18 protein-coding genes are annotated in these 21,496 nt (G+C 67.3%); 14 read left to right on the top strand and 4 right to left on the bottom strand.

The features are described 5' to 3' along the window. Window positions 1-10: 10 nt before the first annotated feature. Complete coding sequence (locus tag EFY87_RS13215) at window positions 11-1,732, bottom strand: thiamine pyrophosphate-dependent enzyme (RefSeq protein ID WP_123271957.1); 1,722 nt, start codon at window positions 1,730-1,732, stop codon at window positions 11-13. Continuing rightward, window positions 1,729-3,285 (bottom strand): FMN-binding glutamate synthase family protein, encoded by a 1,557-nt coding sequence (locus EFY87_RS13210; RefSeq protein ID WP_123271956.1) that lies wholly within the window; start codon window positions 3,283-3,285, stop codon window positions 1,729-1,731. The genes EFY87_RS13215 and EFY87_RS13210 overlap by 4 nt, the downstream gene beginning before the upstream one ends. 92 nt (window positions 3,286-3,377) lie before the next feature. Here EFY87_RS13210 and EFY87_RS13205 point away from each other — a divergent pair, with 92 nt between their 5' ends. From EFY87_RS13205 to EFY87_RS13170, 8 genes are all read left to right on the top strand, one after another. Beyond that, window positions 3,378-3,740 (top strand): hypothetical protein, encoded by a 363-nt coding sequence (locus EFY87_RS13205; protein WP_123271955.1) that lies wholly within the window; start codon window positions 3,378-3,380, stop codon window positions 3,738-3,740. A gap of 65 nt (window positions 3,741-3,805) precedes the next feature. Then, the gene (locus EFY87_RS13200) at window positions 3,806-4,249 is read left to right on the top strand and encodes a hypothetical protein (RefSeq protein WP_123271954.1); all 444 of its coding nucleotides are present in this window, start codon (window positions 3,806-3,808) and stop codon (window positions 4,247-4,249) included. A gap of 86 nt (window positions 4,250-4,335) precedes the next feature. Beyond that, a complete protein-coding gene (locus tag EFY87_RS13195; RefSeq protein WP_123271953.1) occupies window positions 4,336-5,352 on the top strand; it encodes a LacI family DNA-binding transcriptional regulator in 1,017 nt (338 codons plus the stop codon). A gap of 118 nt (window positions 5,353-5,470) precedes the next feature. After that, window positions 5,471-6,796: an ABC transporter substrate-binding protein gene (locus EFY87_RS13190; RefSeq protein ID WP_123271952.1), complete on the top strand. Its 1,326-nt coding sequence runs from the start codon at window positions 5,471-5,473 to the stop codon at window positions 6,794-6,796. Further along, window positions 6,796-7,731: a carbohydrate ABC transporter permease gene (locus EFY87_RS13185; RefSeq protein ID WP_123271951.1), complete on the top strand. Its 936-nt coding sequence runs from the start codon at window positions 6,796-6,798 to the stop codon at window positions 7,729-7,731. Before EFY87_RS13190 ends, EFY87_RS13185 begins: the two co-directional genes overlap by 1 nt. Beyond that, a complete protein-coding gene (locus tag EFY87_RS13180) occupies window positions 7,724-8,566 on the top strand; it encodes a carbohydrate ABC transporter permease (RefSeq protein WP_123271950.1) in 843 nt (280 codons plus the stop codon). Before EFY87_RS13185 ends, EFY87_RS13180 begins: the two co-directional genes overlap by 8 nt. Further along, window positions 8,563-10,536, top strand: coding sequence for a glycoside hydrolase 5 family protein (locus EFY87_RS13175; RefSeq protein ID WP_220093624.1), 1,974 nt, complete (start codon window positions 8,563-8,565; stop codon window positions 10,534-10,536). The genes EFY87_RS13180 and EFY87_RS13175 overlap by 4 nt, the downstream gene beginning before the upstream one ends. Then, window positions 10,533-11,906, top strand: a complete 1,374-nt coding sequence (locus EFY87_RS13170; protein ID WP_123271949.1) for a GH1 family beta-glucosidase — start codon at window positions 10,533-10,535, stop codon at window positions 11,904-11,906. Before EFY87_RS13175 ends, EFY87_RS13170 begins: the two co-directional genes overlap by 4 nt. A 130-nt stretch (window positions 11,907-12,036) precedes the next feature. On the opposite strand, the gene glgX is transcribed toward EFY87_RS13170, so the two are convergent. Continuing rightward, a complete protein-coding gene (glgX, locus tag EFY87_RS13165) occupies window positions 12,037-14,178 on the bottom strand; it encodes a glycogen debranching protein GlgX (protein ID WP_245988634.1) in 2,142 nt (713 codons plus the stop codon). Between the two features lie 194 nt (window positions 14,179-14,372). Here glgX and EFY87_RS13160 point away from each other — a divergent pair, with 194 nt between their 5' ends. From EFY87_RS13160 to EFY87_RS13150, 3 genes are all read left to right on the top strand, one after another. Beyond that, window positions 14,373-14,912, top strand: a complete 540-nt coding sequence (locus tag EFY87_RS13160) for a hypothetical protein (RefSeq protein WP_181445488.1) — start codon at window positions 14,373-14,375, stop codon at window positions 14,910-14,912. A gap of 263 nt (window positions 14,913-15,175) precedes the next feature. Next, window positions 15,176-15,961 carry an electron transfer flavoprotein subunit beta/FixA family protein gene (locus EFY87_RS13155; protein ID WP_123271948.1) on the top strand — a complete coding sequence of 262 codons (786 nt, stop codon included), beginning with the start codon at window positions 15,176-15,178 and terminating at the stop codon, window positions 15,959-15,961. Window positions 15,962-16,013: 52 nt separating this feature from the next. After that, the gene (locus tag EFY87_RS13150; protein WP_123271947.1) at window positions 16,014-16,970 is read left to right on the top strand and encodes an electron transfer flavoprotein subunit alpha/FixB family protein; all 957 of its coding nucleotides are present in this window, start codon (window positions 16,014-16,016) and stop codon (window positions 16,968-16,970) included. Window positions 16,971-16,991: 21 nt separating this feature from the next. Here EFY87_RS13150 and EFY87_RS13145 read toward each other — a convergent pair whose 3' ends face one another. After that, a complete protein-coding gene (locus tag EFY87_RS13145; protein ID WP_148043331.1) occupies window positions 16,992-18,056 on the bottom strand; it encodes a hypothetical protein in 1,065 nt (354 codons plus the stop codon). A 78-nt stretch (window positions 18,057-18,134) separates the two neighbouring features. On the opposite strand from EFY87_RS13145, the gene EFY87_RS13140 reads away from it, so the two are divergent. The 3 genes from EFY87_RS13140 to EFY87_RS13130 all read left to right on the top strand — a co-directional run bounded on the left by EFY87_RS13140 (window position 18,135) and on the right by EFY87_RS13130 (window position 21,486). Beyond that, on the top strand, window positions 18,135-19,337 hold the full coding sequence (locus EFY87_RS13140; RefSeq protein ID WP_123271945.1) for a cysteine desulfurase family protein: 1,203 nt from the start codon (window positions 18,135-18,137) through the stop codon (window positions 19,335-19,337). Continuing rightward, window positions 19,337-20,428: a tRNA 2-thiouridine(34) synthase MnmA gene (gene mnmA, locus EFY87_RS13135; RefSeq protein WP_123271944.1), complete on the top strand. Its 1,092-nt coding sequence runs from the start codon at window positions 19,337-19,339 to the stop codon at window positions 20,426-20,428. Before EFY87_RS13140 ends, mnmA begins: the two co-directional genes overlap by 1 nt. Before the next feature lie 140 nt (window positions 20,429-20,568). Further along, complete coding sequence (locus EFY87_RS13130; protein WP_148043330.1) at window positions 20,569-21,486, top strand: septum formation family protein; 918 nt, start codon at window positions 20,569-20,571, stop codon at window positions 21,484-21,486. Window positions 21,487-21,496 lie beyond the last annotated feature (10 nt).

The raw sequence follows: 21,496 nt of genomic DNA, 5'->3' as shown, positions 1-21,496 counted from the left end.
CATCGGCCGCTCAGGCGCTTTCGAGGGTCTCCTTGGTCTTCGCGATGGCGAAGCCCCACGCCTGATGCACGCTTGCCTTCGGCGGCAACGCGATCTCGTCGGGGTTGGTCACGACGTCGAGCAGGAATGGCTCCTCCGACGCGAGCGCTGTCCGCACCGCCTCGTCAAGCGCGTCTGTAGAGGTCACCCGGAGCGACTGCAGGCCCATCGCGGCCGCGACGGCAGCCAAGTCCGGGTTGTCCAGCGTCGTGCCGAACTCCGGCAGGCCGCCCTGCTCCTGTTCGAGTTTGACCATGCCCAGCCGGCCGTTGTCGTAAACCACGAAGGTCACCGGCAGCCGGTAGCTCACGGCCGTGCGCAGATCGCCCAGCAGCATCATCAGACCTCCGTCGCCGCAGTTGGCGATCACCTGACGATCGCGGTCGAGCGCCTGCGCGCCGAGCGCCTGCGGCATCGCGTTGGCCATCGAGCCCAGGTTGTATGAGCCGAGCAGCCTTCTGGTGCCCCGGAATTCGACGAAACGCGAGATCCAGACCGTCGACATACCGGTGTCGGAGGTGAAGATCGCGTCGTCGGCAGCGTGGCGGTCCAGGGCGGCCGCCACCGCTTCGGGTCGGATGCGGTCGTCCGGGTTGTCGGCCTTGCCTCGCAACCGGCCGAGGAAGGTCGCGTCGTGGCCGGGATTCGTGAGTTTTTGCTGACGTTCGTGCCAGTCGCGGTAGGCCTTGGTCGCTTCGCGCACGTGCTCGTCGTCGGTGCGGGCGGTCAGGTGCGGCAGTAGCGCCTGCAGCGTTGGCCTGGCGTGGCCGACGACGGCATGGTTCACCTGGGTGCGCCGGCCGATGTGCTCGGCGCGGAAGTCCAGCTGGATGACCGTTTTCCCCTCCGGATACCAGTCGCGGTAGGGGAAGTCGGTGCCGATCAGGAACAGCACCTCGCAGTCGTCGAAGGCCTTCTTCGTCGACGGATTGCCAATGAGTCCGGACTGGCCGATCTGGAACGGGTTGTCCTGTTCGAGAGCCTCCTTGCCCTTCAGCGTCAGCACCATCGGTGCCTGCAGCGTCTGCGCCAGCTGCAGGATCTCAGCTCGCGCTTCACGCGCACCCTGGCCGACGAGTAGCGTCACCGCAGAAGCGTCATTCAGAACTGTTGCGGCAGTGGCTAATTGGTCGGCAGGAGCGGCAGCTTCCGCTGATGGAGGTGCAAACTTCGGGTTGAGCGCATTCTTGGCAATCTCCTCGTCGCCGATGTCACCGGGCATCGTCAACACGGCGACACCCTGTCCCGAATACGCAGCGTTCACAGCCCGTTCAAGCAGTTGCGGCATCTGGCTGGCCGCCGTGACGGTCTGGGCGAACTGCGCGACGTCGGCGAACAACACGTCGTTGTTGACCTCCTGGAAGAAGTCCGTCCCCATCTCCGGACTCGGGACCTGGCCGCAGATCGCGAGAACTGGCGCGTGCGACTTCTTGGCGTCATATAGCCCATTGAGCAGGTGGATCGAGCCCGGGCCGACGGTGCCCATACACACACCGATGCGCCCGGTGAGCTGTGCCTGGGCGCCGGCAGCGAAGGCCGCGGCCTCCTCGTGGCGGACGCCGATCCATTGGACCCGGTCGTCGCGCCGAATCGCGTCGGTGATCGGGTTGAGGGCGTCGCCGACGACACCCCAGACCTGGGTGACTCCGTGTTCGGCGAGGGCGTCGACGAGCATTTCTGCGACGGTGGTCATGCGGCTCCTCCGGGGCTGGCGGTGCGGTGACGGCTCAGTTGTGGTGTGAAGGCGTCGGGACTGGCTGCTGCCCAGTCCGCGGCCCAGTCGTGGGGCCCGCCGCCGAGCAGTTCGCCGGGCTTCAGCCAGGTGAAAAGCTCAGCGTATGAACGGCTTTGGTTGTCAGCGACGTTGTAGCGGAGCATGTGCGGGCTGAGCTCGTGCGGCTCGCGCGCACCCAGGCTGGCCATCAGCTGGGCGGCCTGCTTGACCGTCGCTTCCTGGTAGCTGCGCACGCGCTCGCTCTTGTCGCCGATGTCGATCGCGCGGGCGCGGGCGTGGCTCTGGGTGGCCACGCCGACCGGGCACTTGTCGGTGTGGCACTGCTGTGCCTGGATGCATCCGACGGCCATCATCATCGCGCGGGCGGCGTTGGTGTAGTCGGCGCCCTGAATGAGCCGCTTGACGAGGTCTGCGCCGCCGGCGACCTTGCCGCTGGCGCCGATCTTGATCGTGTCGCGCAACCCGGCACCGACCAGCGCGTTGTGCACGGTGAGCAGGCCGGACGTCAGCGGCATACCGACGTGGTCCTCGAACTCCAGTGGTGCCGCGCCGGTGCCACCCTCGGCGCCGTCGACGATGATGAAGTCTGGTGTCGTCCCGACCTCGATCATCGCTTTGCAGATCGCGAGCACATCCAGGCGCGACCCTACGCAGAGCTTGAAACCGGCCGGTTTGCCTCCGCTCAACTCACGCATGCGAGCAATGAACTCGATGAGCTCGGTGGGGGTGTGGAAGACTTTGTGCGAGGCGGGGCTGACGCACTTCTGCCCCTGGGGAACCCCGCGGATCTCGGCGATCTCCTGGGTGACCTTTGCGGCCGGCAGGACGCCCCCGATGCCCGGTTTGGCACCCTGGCTCAGCTTCAGCGAGACGCACTTGACCTGGTCGTGAGCCGACTTGTCACGGAAGATCTCCGGATCGAACTGTCCGTCCTTGGTGCGCGTGCTGAAGTATCCAGAGCCGATCTCCCAGACCAGGTCGCCGCCGTTCTCCAAGTGGTACGACGATAGCCCGCCCTCGCCGGTGTCGTGGGCGAAGCCGCCGAGCGCCGCTCCCTTGTTGAGCGCCCGAATCGCGTTGGCCGACAAGGCTCCGAAGCTCATCGCAGAGACGTTCAGCAGGGCCATGCTGTACGGCTTGCTGCAGTCGGGGCCGCCGACCATCACCCGCGGCGGTTCGTCCGGTTCCTCCAGCGGCGCGGTCGAGTGCACGAGGTTCTCGTAGCCCGCCGCATGCACATCCCGCTCGGTGCCGAAGGGCTGCTCGCCGTGGATCCCCTTGGCGCGCTCATAGATCACCGAGCGGGTGTCGCGGTCATACGGCCGGCCGTCCCAGTTGCGTTCGATGAAGTACTGCTGCAGTTCCGGGCGGATCCCCTCGAGCAGGTACCGCAGGTGCCCGATGACGGGATAGTTGCGAAGGAGTGAGTGCTTACGCTGAAGCAGATCCCGGGCGGCGAGCCCTGCGACGGCGCTTCCTGCGACGCCCGCGGTCAGTTGCCATTTCCCCATGAACGTGTTCTCTCCTCGGTGGCGTCGGTCCGGTCAACATTGCAGCGGCGGCTGTGAAGCAACTGGCAGGAGCGGCTTCGTAGAATGTCCGCGTGCTCCTGCCCCTCACAGTCGTGCTGATCATTGTGCTGAGTCTGCTGGCGTTGTATGCCGGATACCTCACCCTTACGGGTAAGTCCATCGACAACCCGGCTTTCTATCTCACCTGCGCGGCGGAGCTGGCTGAGATCGCGCAGCTTGTCGTCGGGATAGCCCGGATCGACGACGGCGACGCCCACATGTCCAAGGCGTTGTTCATCGCATACTTGGCTGGGCTGGTCTGCGTGTTACCGATTGCCGCATTCTGGGGCTTTGCCGAGCGCGGATCACGGTGGGGGACAGGAGTGTTGCTCGTGGCGACGCTCGGCCTCCTGGTGATGGTGGCCCGTCTCGTCCAGCTCTGGAACGGCCAGTGACCCGGGTGCCGGGCCCCTCGTCCGGCCAGCAGACATCGACCAGCACGACGACACGGAGATCCGCAATGACCAACACCTCGCCGTCCGTCCGGGTCAACACCGGGCCGGGGCGCATGCTCGTCGCCGTCTACGGGCTCTTCGCGCTGGCCGCGACCGGGCGGTCGATCATGCAGATCGTGCAGACCTGGCCGCACCAGCACTTGCCCTACTGGCTCTCGGCCGTGGCAGCGGTCGTCTACTGCGTGGCGACGTTCGCGCTCGCCCGCGGCAACCGGACCAGTGCGCGCGTCGCGCTGGCGACCATCAGCTTCGAGTTGTTCGGCGTCGTCGCAGTCGGCATCTGGTCGTATGCGGACCAATCGGCCTTCGTCGCGGCCGGCAGCGCGGGAGACACCACCGTCTGGTCGAAGTTCGGGCAAGGCTACGGCTACGTGCCACTGATCCTGCCGGTCCTCGGTCTCCTGTGGTTGCGGCATGTGCGGCGGACAGATTCGGGCACAGCCAGCTGACGGGGGTAAGTTGAGCGTTGTCCAGAAGGCGCCGTGGGAGCCTCCTGAGCCTCGTCAGACTCACTTCCAGCCAGGGGAGGGACCCGATGGCCGCGAAGGCGACAATGGCCGACATCGCTCGGCAGCTCGGAATTTCGCGCGCGGCCGTCTCGTATGCGCTCAACGGGCAGCCCGGGGTCGCCGCCGACACCCGCGAGCGAGTGCTGAAATTGGCCGTCGATCTCGGCTGGCACCCAAGTGCCAGCGCCCGCGCGCTGATGGGTTCGGACATCAAAGTCATCGGTCTCGCGTTGTCCCGGCCGACCGACGCCTTCGCCGTCGATTCATTCTTCTTCGAATTTCTCGCAGGCGTGGAAAGTATTCTGGGAGAACGAGGTTGGAGCCTACTGCTGCGCGTCATCGGTGATGCGCCCGACATCGAGGTCGAGACCTACCAGCGGTGGTGGGGCGAAGGCCGTATTGACGGGGTCATCCTGGTGGACGAGCGCCATCACGACGAGCGCATTGCCGCTGTGGAACGTATCGGCCTGCCGGCCGTGCTGTGCGGCGGCCCGCGCAAGGGCGTCACGCTCCCGTGCGTCTGGACCGATCAATCGGGAGACGCGGCGCTGATCGTCGAGCATCTTGCGGGGCTCGGGCACCAGCGGATCGCGCACATCAGCGGCCCGCGAGAATTCGTGCACGAGCGCGGGCGGCAGCGGGGCGTCCGCACGGCTGCGGCTCGGCTCGGATTGGCGGTCACGACGATCGAGGGGACGTATGGCGCGGCCGACGCGCGTGCCGCTGTCGACAGGCTGCTCGCCATCCCGGATCCGCCGACCGCGCTGATCTTCGGTAATGACCACATGTCGGTTGCCGGGCTCAAGCGGCTGCACGAGCTCGGCAAATCAGTGCCGGAGCAGGTTTCCGTTGTCAGCTGGGATGATTCACCGCTGTCACGCGCGGTCGACCCCGAGTTGACGGCACTCTTCCGAGACAACCAGCGCTACGGCCGGCAGGCTGCCGAGACCTTGCTGGCGCTGATCTCCGGCAAGCAGCCGAACTTGGTGCGCGTGCCGCGTTCGGTGCTGCGCGAGCGCGGGAGCTCCGGCCCGGCCGCCTGACACCCGCACGAAATTCTTGATAACGATCCGATAACGCATTCGTTTGCTTACGCGAGTAAGTGGTGTGATGTGATCCGCGCGACAGGGCGTCGCGCGTGGTGGCCCGAAGGGTGCAATCGTGAAAAGACGTCTCATACCAGCGCTGGCGATCGTGGCGATGCTCGCCGGCACGGCGGCGTGCAGCGGCAGCTCGGGATCCAGTGGCTCCGGTGGCTCCGGCGGCACCGGCAAGGGCTCGGGAGTCACGCTGACCTACTGGGCGAGCAACCAGGCCTCGTCGATCGACGGCGACAAGAAGGTGCTCGGACCGGAGTTGAAGAAGTTCGAGCAGCAGACCGGCATCAAGGTCAACCTGCAGGTCATCGGCTGGCCCGACCTGCTGAACAAGATCCTCGCCGCGACGTCGAGCGGCAAAGGTCCGGACGTGCTGAACATCGGCAACACCTGGGCGCCGTCGCTGCAGGCGACCGGAGCGTTCCTCCCGTTCGACTCCAGTGCCCTGACCGCGATCGGCGGCAAGTCGAAGTTCGTGCCCGCGTCCTTCGCGACCGGGGGAGTTGCCGGCAAGGATCCGACCTCCGTGCCGCTCTACTCGCTGGTCTACGGCCTCTACTACAACAAGAAGATGTTCGCCGATGCCGGGCTGAAGCCGCCGACCACCTGGGAGGAGTTGCAGACCGACGCCAAGAAGTTGACCGATCCCAGCAAGGGGACCTACGGCATGGCGATGGAGGGAGGTAGCTACACCGAGAGCGTCCACTTCGCCTTCATCTTCGGCCAGCAGCAGGGCGCCGACCCGTTCGACTCCAGCGGCAAGCCGGACTTCACCTCGCCGGGCATGGTGGCGGGTGTGAAGCAGTACGTCGACCTGATGAGCGACAAGGTCGTCAATCCGAGCAGCGTGCAGTACAAGAACGGCCCGGAAGCGCCGGGTGACTTCGCCAAGGGCAAGGCAGCGATGCTGATGAGCCAGAACAACGCCGACAACACCCTGGTCGCAGACGGCATGAAGACCAGCGCGTATGGCGTCGTGGCGATCCCCGCCCCCACGGGGAAGAAGGACATCGCCAGCTTCGTCGCCGGGATCAACATGTCGATCTTCAAGAACACGAAGAACAAGGACGCGGCGCTGAAGTTCGTGAAGTTCATGACCAGCGAGGCGGAGCAGAAGATTCTCGACGTGCCGTTCGCGGCGCTGCCCGTGGTGGCCGGTATGACGCCCAACTTCACCACCAATGCCGACGAGGCAAAGGCGTTCCAGGGCATCCTCGCCACGCGTGCGGTTCCGCTGCCGCTGGTGGCCAACGAGTCGCAGTTCGAGACGAACGTCGGCAATGCGGTCAACCAGCTGATCGCGCAGGCTGCCACGGGCACGCCTCCGACCGACAGTGACATCAAGGCCGCGCTGCAGCAGGCCCAGGACAAGATGACCCCTGCCGGCTGATGTCGTCCGGCCCACACGTGAAGCGGGCCGGCGGGCGCTCCACCCGCCGGCTCACTCCCTATCTGCTGATCGCTCCGGCGATCGTCCTGGAGCTGTTGATCCACATCGTGCCGATGCTCGTCGGCGTGTGGATGTCGTTCGTCGGACTGACGCAGTCCTACATCGCGAACTGGTCGACCGCGCCCTGGGAGGGCCTCTCGTCATACCGCCTCGCGCTGGACTTCTCGTCGCCGATCGGCAACAGCTTCCTGCACTCCTTCGAAGTCACGTGCCTGTACACCGTTCTCGTCGTTGGCATCTCGTGGACCTTCGGGATGTCGGCCGCACTCGTGCTGCACCGCAACTTCACGGGTCGCGGTTTCTTCCGGACCCTCTTCCTGGTGCCCTACGCCATGCCCATCTACGCCGGGATCATGACGTGGAGCTTCATGCTGCAGCGCGACAACGGCCTGGTGAACCACGTGCTGAAGTCGCTCGGGGTGACCAACGGCGAGAGCTTCTGGCTGATCGGCAGCAACGCATTCTGGTCGATGGTCGTGGTCGCGATCTGGCGCTCGTGGCCCTTCGCGTTTCTGATGCTGCTCGCCGGTCTGCAGAACATCCCCGACGACGTGTATGACGCTGCCGCCGTCGACGGCGCCGGCGTCTGGAAGCAGATCCGCTACATCACCCTGCCCGCGCTGCGGCCGGTCAACCTGGTGATGATCCTGATGCTCTTCCTGTGGACGTTCAACGACTTCAACACGCCCTTCGTGCTCTTCGGCGCGCAGCCCCCGAAGTCCGCTGACATCATCTCGGTGCACATCTACGGCGCCTCGTTCGTCAACTGGGACTTCGGCTTCGGTTCGGCGATGTCGGTGATCCTGCTCGTCTTCCTGCTCGTGGTGACCGGGCTCTACCTGCTCATCTTCAACCGGAGGTCCACCCGTGCGTGAACCGTTGTCGTTCAAGGTGTTCCGCGTCGTCGTCATTACGGTGCTGAGCGTTTTCGTGCTCGTCCCGATGTGGGTCCTGATCACCAGTTCGGTCAAGCCGCTCGGTGATGTCCAGGGCAAGTTCGAGTGGTGGCCGAGTCACATGACGCTGCAGCCGTTCAAGGACATCTGGAGCACGGTGCCGCTGGCGAAGTACTTCCTCAACAGCCTGATCGTGTGCTCGATCTCGATGGTGCTGAGCGTGATCGTCGCGGTCTTCGCCGGATACGCCGTGTCCCGGTGGACCTTCCGTGGGCGACAGGTCTTCACCACCACGATCCTGTCGACGCAGATGTTCCCCGGGATTCTCTTCCTGCTCCCGCTGTTCCTCATCTTCGTCAACATCGACAAGGCACTGGGTTTCACCCTGCTCTACCAGACACGCTTCGGGCTGGTCATCACCTACCTGACGTTCTCACTCCCGTTCGCGATCTGGATGCTGGCGGGCTACTTCGACGGCATACCGAGGGAATTGGACGAAGCGGCACGAGTCGACGGTGCGTCGACCATCGGGACGCTCCTGCGGGTCGTCCTCCCAGCCGCACGTCCGGGCGTCATCGCCGTTGCGGTCTATTCGTTCATGACGTCGTGGGGCGAGATCCTCTTCGCGTCGCAGATGACCGGACCGAACACCCAGACGCTCTCGATCGGGCTGCAGAGCTACTCCACCCAGATCAACGTCTACTGGAACCAGGTGATGGCGGCCTCGCTCGTGGTGAGCCTGCCCATCGTCCTCGTCTTCCTGCTCCTGCAACGCTTCCTCGTCGCCGGACTGACGGCGGGAGCCGTCAAGTGAGCGGCGGCATCGAGCGACCGATGCGGTTTGTCCGGTTCGCCGGCGCGGATCAGGTCTGGTTCGGGAGCAACTTCTGGTCGCGTGGCGGCGGCCCCTTCATGTGGCATTCGTACGACGAGGGACTGGTCCGCTCCGAGCTGGCGGCCATGGCCGCGGCCGGTCTGGACGTGACGCGGTCGTTCCTCTTCTGGCCGCATGCCATGCCGGAGCCGGGACGGCTGGACGAAGCAGTCATCGGGCGCTACGGGCGCTTTCTCGACCTCCATGTGGAGCTCGGAATGCGCACGATCCCCACCTTTCTCGTCGGTCACATGTCGGGGGAGAACTGGGATCCGGCCTGGCGTGGTGACCGCGATCTCTACACGGACACCTGGCTGGTCGCGCAGCAGTCGAGCTACCTGTCGCAGGTGGCGCGCCGGTTCGTGGGGCACCCGGCGATCGTCGGCTGGCTGGTCTCCAACGAGATGCCCATCTACGGTGGGCCGGCTCGCCGGACGGACGTCACGGCGTGGGCACAGCTGATGGTCACCGCGATCCGTTCGGGTGACTCGCTCGCTCCGGTGTCGATCGGCGACGGCGCGTGGGGTCAGGAGGTGACCGGCCGGAACAACGGCTTCAGCGTCCGGGACTTGGCCGAGATCACCGATTTCGTCGGGCCGCATGTCTACCCGATGGGCAACGACGTCGTGCGTCAGCACCTGCGAGCGGCGTTCGTGTGTGAGCTCGCCTCGGTGGCGGAGTTGCCCGTCGTGCTCGAAGAGTTCGGGGTGACGTCCGACTTCGCCTCGGACGAGCACGCTGCCGACTACTACCGGCAGATCCTGCACACCACGCTGCTCGCGGGCGCGACCGGCTGGCTGGCCTGGAACAACACCGATTTCGACAATTTGCCGAACCAGGATCCCTATCGGCACCACCCGTTCGAACTGCACTTCGGCCTGACCCGCGTCGACGGATCGGCCAAACCGCAACTGCACGAGATCACCGCCTTCCGGGCATTGGTCGACCGCCTCGAACTCACCGAGTGCTCCAGGTGGCGGTCCGAGGTGGCGTTGCTTGTCCCGGCATACGTCGACGGGCCGGAGTACTGGACCTTCGAGGAGACCGAGCGCACCGACCTGCTGGCGGCGTTGGAGCAGGCGTATGTCGCGTGCCGCGAGGCGGATCTCGGTCCGGCCTTCGTGCGCGAGCCGGATCCGGTCCCTGACGGTGCCCGGCTGGTGATCGTCCCCTCGGTGAAGGCACTCACCGCACCCATCTGGCTGCACCTGGCCGACCGTGCGGCTGCCGGCCACACCGTCTATGTCTCCTACGGTTTGGGCGACTCGCCCGTTCAGCGCGGCCCGTGGTGGACCGGGCTGGAGCCGACGTTCGGCGTGCGGCATCTGCTGCGCTACGGGATGGTCGAACCCGTGCTCGACGACATCGTCGAGGTGCGGCTGCTGGCCGACTTCGGCAATGCCCGGGCTGGGGACAGGCTGCGTTTCGCCGCCACCGGCTCGGCCGGCGGACGCAGCATCCTGCCGGTCGCGCCCGTGGACGCCGAGGTGATCGCCGTCGACCAGCACGACCGGCCGGTGCTCACCCGCAAGCGCCACGGAGCCGGGCAAGCGGTGCTGTGCACCCTGCCGCTCGAGTACTTCGCTGCGCAGACCGCGCGGGTGAACCCGGAGGAGACCTGGCGGCTGTACGACCTGCTCGCCGACGAGGCGGGCGTCGCACGGCCGGTCCGGACCGGTGACCCGAGGGTCTTCGTCGATGGTCTCATCCACCGCGACGGTCGCGAATTCGCTTGGTTCGTCAACGCTTCCGCAGAGTCCGTCGCGGTCGGCGCGCACGGCGTGGACCGGCTGTCGCCATACGACGTCGCCGTCGTGGAGCTGCCGGCGAGCCTCATCCACCATCCCGCGGCCGCACGCTCCGACGCACCGCCGCCCACCAGCATCCGTTCAGAAGGAGAAACCCCGTGACCGTCCAGTTTCCTGCCGACTTCGTCTTCGGAGCAGCCACGGCGTCATATCAGATCGAGGGGGCAGTCGCCGAGGACGGCCGTCGGCCGTCCATCTGGGACACGTTCAGTCATACTCAGGGCAAGGTGGCCGATGGCGACACCGGGGACGTGGCATGCGACCACTACCACCGGTTCGGCGAAGACGTCGCGCTGATGAAACAGCTCGGGCTCGACAGTTATCGCTTCTCGCTCGCCTGGCCGCGGATCAAACCCGACGACGGATCGGTCAACGCGGCGGGTCTGGCGTTCTACGACAAGCTCGTCGACGAGTTGCTCGCCGCGGGGATCGACCCGGTCGTGACGCTCTACCACTGGGATCTTCCGCAGGCGCTGGAGGACCGTGGCGGCTGGCGGTCACGCGCGACGGCTGAGCGATTCGCGGAGTATGCCGCCGTCGCTGCCGGGCACCTGGGCGACCGGGTGGCCAAGTGGATCACGCTGAACGAGCCCTACTGTTCCTCGATCCTCGGTTATGCCGAGGGGGTGCATGCTCCCGGCGCACAGGAGGGCGAGGGAGCATTGCAAGCCGCGCATCACCTGCTGCTGGGACACGGGCTCGCGACCCAGGCGGTGCGTGCGGCTGCGCCATCAGTCGAGGTAGGGGTGACGTTGAATCTTGTTTCGGTGCAGCAAGTTTCGCAGTCACCGGCGGATGCGGAGGCAGCCGCGCGGTGCCTGTTGATCGGCAATTTGCTGTTCACCGACCCGGTGCTGGCAGGACGCTATCCGGAGTCGGCGCGTGAGGTGTGGAAGCCGGTCACCGACTTCTCGTTCCTCCGGGACGGTGATCTGGAGACGGTGCATCAGCCGCTCGACTTCCTGGGCGTCAACTACTACTCGCCGAGCCGGCCGGAGGCTGTCGAGCCGGACGAGCCGGACCCCTCGCGGCGCGCCGCGTCCGACCTGGGTTTCCGGCAGCAGCAGCGGCCGGGCGAGTACCTCACCGAGATGGGCTGGCCGGTCGAGGCCGGTTCGTTCACCGATCTGCTCGTGTGGCTGCGCGACACGTATGGCGCGACCCTTCCGCCGGTCTACATCACCGAGAACGGCATAGCCTGCCCGGATGACGTACGGTCCGCTGGCCGGGTCGACGATCAAGACCGGATCCGGTACGTACGAGACCATTTGGGGGCCGTCCGGGGTGCGATGGCCAAGGGGGTCGATGTGCGCGGCTACTACGTGTGGTCGCTGCTGGACAACTTCGAGTGGGCGCGCGGCTACCAGCCGCGCTTCGGGCTCGTGCACGTCGACTACGACACCCTGGAACGCACCCCGAAGGCCAGCTTCGACTGGTACCGCGAGGTCATCGCGAGCCGCGAGGTGCGGTGAGTCGGACCGCGCCGTGCGCTCCTCGGATCGACCGGCACACAAACCGATCGAGCGGCCCAGAAAACCACCCTGATCTGCTGTGTCGCTCAATGCATATGTGTGCCGCTCGATCAGGTGCGGCGGGTCGCGCCTATGCGCCCAAAAATATCGCGAAAGACCCTGCATGCATGGGCAGTTCGTCACCGACTGCGACGCTCTGGCTCGGCAGGTCGGCCGGGCGCTCGTAGGAGCTGTCCCAGGTCAGCTCCCAGCGGGTGACGCCCGTCTGCTCGGGTAGTCGGACCGGGCGATCATGGGCGCCGCCGTGCAGCACCAGCAGGATGCGATCGTCGCCGACATCGGAGCCGTCGAACACGACCTGCAGGGTTCGCGTGCCGCCGTCGTTCCATTCGTCCGCGGTCATGATCGAGCCGTCGGCGCCGTGCCAGTGCAAGGCCGCGAGCGCGTCACCGTCGATCGGATCGCCGGGGAAGAACGTGCGCTGGCGCAGCACCGGATGCGCTGCGCGCAACTCGGCGAGGAAGGCCGTCGTGTCGGCGAGATCGAGTTGCCACTTCGCCAGACTCCAGTCGTACCAGCTGATTTCGTTGTTCTGGCAGTAGGCGTTGTTGTTCCCGCGCTGCGTGCGCCCGAACTCGTCGCCGCCCGTCAGCATCGGCACGCCGGCAGACAGCAGCGTCGTGGCGAGCAGGTTGCGCACCGCGCGGCGGCGCACCGTCTCGATCGCGTCCCCGGCGCCGTCGTGGCCTTCGACGCCGAAGTTCCACGAGCGGTTGTCGTTGCTCCCGTCGCGGCCGTCCTCACCGTTCGCGTCGTTGTGTTTGACGTTGTATGCCGTGAGGTCCGCCGCGGTGAAGCCGTCGTGCGCGGTGACCAGGTTGATCGACGCGAGGGGCGAACGCGACCCGAAGAGGTCGCGGGAGCCGGCGATGCGCGTGCCCAGATCGCTCACCCCGTGCCCGGGGCGTCCGTCCTGATCCGCGGCCAGGTCGGTCAGCCAGAAGCTGCGCACGGTGTCGCGGAACCGGTCGTTCCAGTCGGCGAACGGTGCCGGGAACTGGCCGGTGCGCCAGCCGTGGGATCCGACGTCCCACGGCTCGGCGATCAGCTTGACCCGGGACAGCACCGGGTCGGTGCGCAGCGCCAGCAGGAACGGGTGATCGGGGTGGAATGCGTCGTCGGTCCCGCGGGCCAGCGCAGGCGCGAGGTCGAAGCGGAAGCCGTCGACGTGCATCTCGCTCACCCAGTGACGCAGCGAATCCAACACCATACGAACGGTTTCCGGGTGCCGCATGTCGAGCGTGTTGCCGCATCCGGTGACGTCCACGTCGTTGCCACGTTCATCGAGGCGGTAGTAGGACGCGGACGACAGCCCGCGCCAGGACAGCGTCGCTCCGGTGCCGCTGCCCTGCTCGCAGGTGTGGTTGTAGACGACGTCGAGGATCACCTCCAGCCCGGCCTCGTGCAGCAGTTTGACCATGCCCTTGAACTCGTGGATGGCTTCTTGCGGCGTGTGCGCTGAGGCGTAGGCAGGGTGCGGCGCGAAGAAGCCCAACGTGTTGTATCCCCAGTAGTTCTCGAGTCCGCGTTGGACAAGCTGGGGTTCGGAGGTGAAGGCGTGCACCGGCAGCAGCTCCACCGCTGTGACGCCGAGACGCTGGAGGTGGGCGATGGTCGCCGGATGCGCGACCCCGGCATACGTGCCGCGCAATTGCTCCGGCACGTCCGGCAGGTCGTGGGTGAGCCCGCGCACGTGGGTCTCGTAGATGAGCGTGCGGTCCCATGGGACGTGCGGCGGCTTGTCCTCGCCCCAGTCGAAACCGTTGCCGACGACCACGCTCCGCGGGACGTAAGGCGCGCTGTCGCGGTCGTCTCGCACATCCGGGTCGCCCTTGAGGTCGGCGCCGACGCGGTGCCCGAAAACCTCTGGCCGCCAGCTGATTTCGCCGACGATGCCACGCGCGTAGGGGTCGAGCAGCAGCTTGGCGGCGTTATAGCGCAGACCCTGTGTCGGCTCCCAGGCGCCTGCCGCGCGGAAGCCGTAGAGCTGGCCGGCCCCGATCCCGGCAACATGCCCAGCCCAGACGCCGTGCGCGTGCTCGTGCAGCGGCACGCGCCGCTCCGTCCCGTCCGCGCTGAAGAGACATACGTCGACCGAGGTCGCCGCCTCGGCATACACCGCGAACTCCACGCCCGTCTCGTCCGCGTTCGCTCCCAGCGGTGGCGGTGCGTCGGGGGAAGTTCGGGCGGTGGAGATCGCTGAGTCGGACACCCGTGGAAGGTTAGCCGCACTGCAGCTCCGCGTACGCAACCTTCGACGGTCGAGGTCTAGGTATGCGGAACCTGGCCGGCGGCATACGCAACCTTCGACGGTCGAGGTTTAGGGACGGGGTATGGCGCCCCGGCCGCGCCCCACCTCGCCCCGGGAAGTGTCGGGGGAGCCGCCGGTGAAGTAGCGTTGTTCGCATGACAGATCCCACATCGTTGCCCAACTTCGCGCCGCCCGCCGCACCCTCCGTTCCGGCAGGGGGCAACCAGCTGCAGCAGCGCGTGCTGGAGGCGCTGCAGTCGGAGGGTTTCCGGCCCGAGGTGGACGCCGACGGCGACGTGAGTTACAAGGTCGAGGGGCAGCAGCTCTTCGTGCGGTGCGTCGACGGCGAGCCGGCGATGATGCGCGTCTTCGGCCAGTGGCAGATCACCGATGACCTGCCCCAGGACATCACCAAGCAACTGCTCGCCGCCAATGACGTCTCGCTGAGCCTGAACATCGTCAAGACCGGCCTGGCCAACGGCAACCTCATCGTCACCGGTGAGCACCTCGTGTCGGGCGCCGACGATGTCAAGGCGCTCGTGCAGTCGACGACCCAGATGGTGTTGACCGCAGTGCAGCTCTGGCACCAGGCGGTCACCAGTGACGGTCCGCACGCGGCCACGTCGGCCGAGCCGCCCGCCGTCGCACAGGCGATGGCCGAGGCTGTCCAGGAGGGCAACGCTTCCGCCCAGTAGTGAAGGCCCCCAGCCTGATTGGTCACACGAGACCGGTGACGCCGCAACCTCAGCGGTCGTCACCGGTCTCTTCGTTGTGGGGCGAAAAGTGCCGGTGAGAGTGAGACTGCCGCAGGATTCGGCCTACCCGCAGGTAGCATGCTGTCCAATCCGAGTCGGATTGCTACGTCATACAATATATTCGAGCCGTGGGCACCCAGACCCGCCGGTGAACACTGACCCAGGTCAGACACTCGCACCTGATGGAAGAGGACGATAGACGGATGAACATCGTGGTCTGTGTCAAGTACGTGCCGGATGCGCAAGGCGACCGCACGTTCAGTGAGGACAACACGACGGATCGGGCCAATGTGGACGGTCTCCTGTCGGAGTTGGACGAGTATGCCGTCGAGGCGGCGCTGAAGCTCGCCGAGTCCGGAGAGGGCGAGGTCACGGTCGTGACCGTCGGCCCGGACCGGGCTGCCGACGCGATCAAGAAGGCGCTGCAGATGGGCGCGGACAAGGGTGTGCACGTCGTGGACGACGCGATCCATGGATCGGACGCAGCCGCGACCTCGCTGGTGCTTGCCGAAGCGGTCAGGAAGGCCACCGACGGCAGCCCGGAGCTGGTGCTGATGGGACTCGCCTCGACCGACGGCACGATGAGCGTGGTGCCGGCAATGCTGGCCGAGCGACTCGGGCTGCCGCAGGTGACGCAGCTCTCCTCGATGGAGATCGCGGGATCCGCCATCACCGGCCGCCGCGACAGCGACACCGCCTCGGACTCGTTCGAAGCCGCGCTGCCGGCCGTCGTGTCGGTGACCGACCAGATGGGCGAGCCGCGCTACCCCTCCTTCAAGGGCATCATGGCCGCCAAGAAGAAGCCGGTCGAGACCTGGTCGCTGGCCGACCTCGGCGTCGACGCCGGTCAGGTCGGGCAGGAGGGCTCGGGCACCAAGGTTGTCTCGTTCACCGCCCGCCCGCCGCGGCAGCAGGGGGAGATCGTGACCGATGAGGGCGACGGCGGCACCAAGCTCGCGGAGTTCCTCGGCAAGGCCAAGTTGCTGTGATGACACCGGCAGCTACCTGCGCCTTCGACTGGAAAAACAAGGAGATTTGAACATGGCTGAAGTTCTCGTGCTGGTCGATCACATCGACGGCCAGGTCAAGAAGAACACCGCCGAACTGCTGACACTGGCACGCCGGATCGGTGAGCCCGCAGCGGTTTTCGTCGGCTCGCAGGTCGAGGCGGCCCGCCCGCGGCTGGCCCAATTCGGCGCCGGCAAGGTGTATGTCGTCGACAACCCCGACGTGACCGGGACGCTCGCCGCACCCCTCGCGGAAGCACTCGCGGCAGTTGTCGAGCAGGCTTCACCGGCTGCGATCCTGCTGCCGACGGGCGCGATCACCAAGGAGGCCGCGGGTCGGCTGGCGGTCAAGACCGGCGGCGGCCTGGTCACCGATGCGACCAACGTCGACGCAGGGGATGGCGGTGTTGCCACCACCCAGTCGGCATTCGCCGCCAACTACACGGTCGAGTCCGTGGTCACCCGTGAGCCGGCCATCGTGACGGTGAAGGCCAACACGACGCCGCCGCAGGCGTCCCAGGCAGGTGCGACCGTGGTGCCGGTCGACGTCACGGTGTCCGATGTCGCCAAGGCGGCCAAGATCACCGCGACCGAGCCGAAGGCGAAGTCTGCGCGGCCGGAGCTGACCGAGGCGCAGTACGTCGTGTCCGGCGGCCGCGGCACCGGTGGCGACTTCGGCCCGGTCGAGGCGTTCGCCGACGTGCTCGGTGCGGCCGTGGGTGCCTCGCGTGCGGCGGTCGACGCCGGCTGGTACCCGCACTCCAATCAGGTCGGGCAGACCGGCAAGCAGGTCTCACCGCAGCTGTATGTCGCCTGCGGCATCTCCGGTGCCATCCAGCACCGGGCCGGGATGCAGACGTCCAAGACCATCGTCGCGATCAACAAGGACGAGGAAGCACCGATCTTCGAACTGGTCGACTTCGGTGTCGTCGGCGACCTGTTCAACGTGCTGCCGCAGGCCACCGAGGCAGTCAAGGCCGCGAAGGGCTGAGCCGCTCGGAGCTGCGCCCGCTCATCCGGCGATCGGGCGCAGCTTCAGCGCAGCGTCATACCAGTCCGACTGCACGACCGTGCCGCCGGGCTTGGTCAGTTGCAGCAGCCGCAATCCGGTGATGGTGCCGCCCTTCGGCGCCCAGAACACCAGGGTGTAGTCGGCGGACCGGCCGGCCTTGACCAGAGCGCTGGTCAGCGTCTCGCCCTCGCTGCTCAGCGCCGCCCGCCGGCACAGCCGACCGGATCCGTCGACCAGCACGAAGGAGCGCCGGTCGACGAAGGCGTCGGCTCCGCTCGCGCTGACGTGCAGCTTCACGTCGATCGCGTCGACGTCGTTGGGCTGGCTCGGGCCGGGACTGAACGCCCGCCGGGTCGGCGTGGCAGCGCTCACGGTCGACGACACGACGCTGTCGCCGTGCTTGACCTGCGTGCCGAATGCGACGCCGCGCACGCCGGTCGTGGTGTATGACGACTTCCCGCCGTCGCAACCATTCACCGGCTCGACAGGTTTGGGCGCGGTCGCGCCGGCCAACCAGGCCAGACTCGCCGAACGCGCACCGACGGCGGGCAGGTAGCGCACGCTGAGCCGGGTCGTGCTGATCGACGCCGGGACGAGGAATGCCACGCTGCCCGCGCCGGAGCGGGACTCATCGACGGTGATCGCGATGAAACCGTGGGACAGCGGATTGATCGACGGCCGGCTGCACGAACGGTTGTCCGGCCCGACGAGCACGAACTGCGACTGGTCGATCGCGAAGGTGCCGTTGGTGCGGACGCTCGCGGTGACCGGCACCTCGACCAGCCGGTAGCCGTCACGGCCCGACGGCAGGCTTGACACCACCGGCTGGCCGGCGCTGACTTGCAGCGCGGACGACGGCCCGGTCGGCGCAGCGGTGCCGAACGGCAAGCCGGCGCCCGACAGACCTGGGGCCGTGACCGTGGAGCAGGTGGCCGGCGCGCTGGAACTCGAGGTCGGGGTGCTGGGCGCCGCCTGGTGACTGGAGGTGCAGCCCGAGAGCGCCAGCGCGGCCACAGCGAGCGCTGTGCCAGCGGGAGCGAGTGAGCGGCGAGCAGGTACGGTCACGTGCCATAGTGTCGCAAATCCCGGCCCTCGTCCCTGTCACCGGACGGGCGGTGCCGCAGCCGCGCGTACCCTTGACGGGTGAAGTCCACGGCATATCTCGACCACGCCGCCACGACGCCGACCCGTCCCGAGGTCATTGCGGCCATCGCCGAAGAACTCGCCGTCGGCGGCAACGCGTCCTCCCTGCACACCTCCGGCCGGGCGGCTCGCAGGGTCGTCGAGGAGTCGCGCGAGGCGATCGCTACAGCCCTCGGCTGTGGTCCGTCCGAGGTCATCTTCACCTCCGGCGGCACCGAGTCGGACAATCTCGCGCTCAAGGGCACGTGGTGGCACCGCCATACACACGACGCGCGGCGCCGCCGGCTGATCGTCGGTGTCACCGAGCACCACGCGGTGCTGGACGCTGTCGAACACCTCGTCACGCAGGAGGATGCCGAGGTCGACTGGATCGACGTCGACGCGCTGGGCCGCAGCGACCCGGACCAGGTGCGTGCGCTGATCGAGCGTGATCCCGGATCGGTGGCGCTCGTGTCGCTCATGTGGGCCAACAACGAGGTGGGCACGATTCAGCCGATCGCCGAAGTCGCAACAGTGGCACACGAATTCGGCATACCGATGCACACGGACGCGGTGCAGGCGATCGGTCAGGTGCCGGTCGATTTCGCGGCGTCCGGGGTCGACCTGCTCACTGCCAGCGCGCACAAGTTCGGCGGCCCGCAGGGCGCCGGGCTGCTGCTCGCCCGCCGCGACGTGGCGCTCACTCCACTCACCCACGGCGGTGGGCAGGAACGCCAACTGCGCAGCGGCACCCTCGACACCGCCGGCATCCGGGGTATGGCGCTCGCGGCGACTCTCGCGACCGGATCGCTCGGTGCCGAGCAGGAGAAGCTCGCCGCCCTGCGCGACAAGCTGATCCGCGGCGCGCTCGACCTCGGTCTCGACATCGAGGTGACGGGCGCTCACGAGGTCGGTGACGTGACCACCCGGCTCGCGGGCAACGCGCACCTTCGGGTGCCGGGCTGTGACGGCGATTCGCTGCTCTACCTGCTCGACGCCGCCGGCATCGAGTGCTCGACCGGGTCTGCCTGCCAGGCAGGGGTGCCGCAACCCAGCCATGTCCTGCTGGCGATGGGGATCAGTGAGGACGACGCTCGCGGTGCGTTGCGGCTCACGCTGGGCCACACCTCCACCGACGCCGACGTGGCCGCCGCGCTGGAGGCGCTGCCGGCCGCGATCGACCGGGCGCGCCGGGCGCGCTCGGCGAGCAGGAACGGCCGCTGATGCGCGTCGTCGCTGCCATGAGCGGAGGAGTCGACTCCGCGGTCGCCGCGGCCCGCATGGTCGATGCCGGCCACGAGGTCGTCGGCGTCCATCTGGCGCTTTCCCAGTCCGCGGCGACGTTGCGTGAGTCGGCGCGGGGGTGCTGCACGATCGAGGACGCGGGGGACGCCCGTCGGGTCGCGGACAAGGTCGGCATACCGTTCTACGTCTGGGACATGGCGCAGCGCTTCAAGGAGGACGTGGTCGAGGACTTCGTCGCCGAATACACCGCGGGTCGCACACCCAACCCGTGCCTGCGCTGCAACGAGCGCATCAAGTTCGCGGCGCTGCTCGACAAGGCGCTCGCCCTCGGTTTCGACGCGGTCGCGACGGGCCACTACGCGCAGATCGTCGACGGCCCCGGTGGTCGCGAACTGCACCGTGCCGTCGACCCGGCCAAGGACCAGTCGTACGTGCTCGGCGTGCTGGACGCCGATCAGCTCGCGCACTCGTTCTTTCCGCTCGGGGACACCACGAAGCCGCAGATCCGGCAGGAGGCCGCCGAGCGCGGATTTTCGGTGGCCAAGAAGCCGGACAGTCACGACATCTGCTTCATCGCCGATGGTGACACCAAGGGCTGGCTGACCCGCCGGCTCGGGGAGCAGCCGGGTGACATCGTCGACACCGAGGGTGAGGTGGTCGGCCAGCACCAGGGTGCGTTCGCCTACACCGTGGGGCAGCGGCGCGGCCTCGGGCTGAAGGTGCCGCGCGCGGACGGCGCGAAGCGGTATGTCGTCGATGTGCAGCCGCGCACCAACACGGTCGTCGTGGGCACGCAGGACCTGCTGGGGATCGACATACTCGCCGCCGACCACGCGCGGTGGTGCGGTCCGGTGCCGGTCGGTGAGTTGCGGGTCGGTGCCCAATTGCGCGCGCACGGTGAGGAATTCGCGGCTGTCGCGGTCGCCGAGGACGACCGGGTCTCGGTCCGGCTGGATCGCCGGGCGCGGGGGGTCGCGCCGGGCCAGTCCGTCGTGCTGTATGACGGGACGCGTGTCGTCGGATCCGCAACGATCACGTCGACGGAACGTAGCCGGACCGCGCAGGGGTGAAACCGATGCGCTCGTTCGCGCGTCAGGGTTGGACGTCAGCAGCGACCTGGACGTCGGTCCTGAATCGATTTCCGGCTCTGCGGTCCGTTCTGAATACACTTCTGGCGTTGCGGCCGATCGATCAACAAGAGGAAACCGTCATGCATGTCACCGACCACCGCACGTTCCGGCCGACGCTGGCCCTTGCGACCCTCGCCATCGTCAGTCTCGGGCTGACCGCGTGCGGAGGCGGTGGTTCGCCCAAGGTGTCCGCGCCCACGACGAACGCCAGCACCTCCACGACCCCGTCCAGTTCGTCGTCGGTCGCGGCGCCGACGACGGGCGCGACCTCCTCCGGTGACAGCACCACTACTGACTTCAGGCCGGGTCAGTGTTTCGACGACACGATCAACTGGTCGCTGACGTCGTGCACCGCGAAGCACAAGCTTGAGATCACCGCGGTGGTCAAGACCAGCCAGTACGCGAACGACCCGGTCAAGCGCGGCATTCTGCGCACCTGGACCTGCAATAACGTCGTCGCGGGATACGTCGGAAGTCCCACCGCGGCGTTCTCGCGCGTGCTCGGCCAGCCGATGCCATCGCTGGTGGATCCCAAGTCCTCGTCGGAGATCGTGTGTGTCGCGGCGGTGGCCACCGAGAGCGACTCGGGGTATTCCGAGATCGACTACTCACTGAAGAACATCATCAAGGACAAGGGCTACCTCCCCTACCGGGTCTGCACCAGCGACCTGCCCAGCGCGGTCGACTCGCCGAAGATCGTGCCGTGCTCCCAGCCGCACAAGGCGGAGACGGTCGGCGGCTATATCATCGGCAAGCCGGACGGAAAGTATCCCGGCACCAAGGCCGCCGACGATCTGGCTATCGCCAAGTGCGCGCCACTCGCCGACACCTACCTGGGTGCGCGGCGCAGCGACGTCATTGCCGCCAGCAATCACACCGGCGCGCCAGGCTGGCAGCAAGGGATCACGATCACGGCCTGCTTCGTCGAGGCGACGAAGGGCACCTTCCTCAAGCCGTTGAAGGGCATGGGGAAGCAGCCGTTGTCGAAGTTCCAGTGAGCTCGCATCT

The sequence above is a fragment of the Flexivirga caeni genome (assembly GCF_003724155.1).
Lineage (GTDB): Bacteria > Actinomycetota > Actinomycetes > Actinomycetales > Dermatophilaceae > Flexivirga > Flexivirga caeni.
Note: the sequence above shows the minus strand (reverse complement) of the source record. Positions and strands in the feature narration are given on the sequence as shown.

Excerpts from the sequence above, each read along its gene's own strand:
- EFY87_RS13185 (WP_123271951.1), top strand. The coding sequence starts at position 6,796 with ATGTCGTCCGGCCCACACGTGAAGCGGGCCGGCGGGCGCTCCACCCGC.
- mnmA (WP_123271944.1), top strand. The coding sequence starts at position 19,337 with ATGCGCGTCGTCGCTGCCATGAGCGGAGGAGTCGACTCCGCGGTCGCC.
- EFY87_RS13200 (WP_123271954.1), top strand. The coding sequence starts at position 3,806 with ATGACCAACACCTCGCCGTCCGTCCGGGTCAACACCGGGCCGGGGCGC.
- EFY87_RS13195 (WP_123271953.1), top strand. The coding sequence starts at position 4,336 with ATGGCCGCGAAGGCGACAATGGCCGACATCGCTCGGCAGCTCGGAATT.
- EFY87_RS13150 (WP_123271947.1), top strand. The coding sequence starts at position 16,014 with ATGGCTGAAGTTCTCGTGCTGGTCGATCACATCGACGGCCAGGTCAAG.
- EFY87_RS13160 (WP_181445488.1), top strand. The coding sequence starts at position 14,373 with ATGACAGATCCCACATCGTTGCCCAACTTCGCGCCGCCCGCCGCACCC.
- EFY87_RS13155 (WP_123271948.1), top strand. The coding sequence starts at position 15,176 with ATGAACATCGTGGTCTGTGTCAAGTACGTGCCGGATGCGCAAGGCGAC.
- EFY87_RS13130 (WP_148043330.1), top strand. The coding sequence starts at position 20,569 with ATGCATGTCACCGACCACCGCACGTTCCGGCCGACGCTGGCCCTTGCG.
- EFY87_RS13215 (WP_123271957.1), bottom strand. The coding sequence starts at position 1,732 with ATGACCACCGTCGCAGAAATGCTCGTCGACGCCCTCGCCGAACACGGA.
- EFY87_RS13210 (WP_123271956.1), bottom strand. The coding sequence starts at position 3,285 with ATGGGGAAATGGCAACTGACCGCGGGCGTCGCAGGAAGCGCCGTCGCA.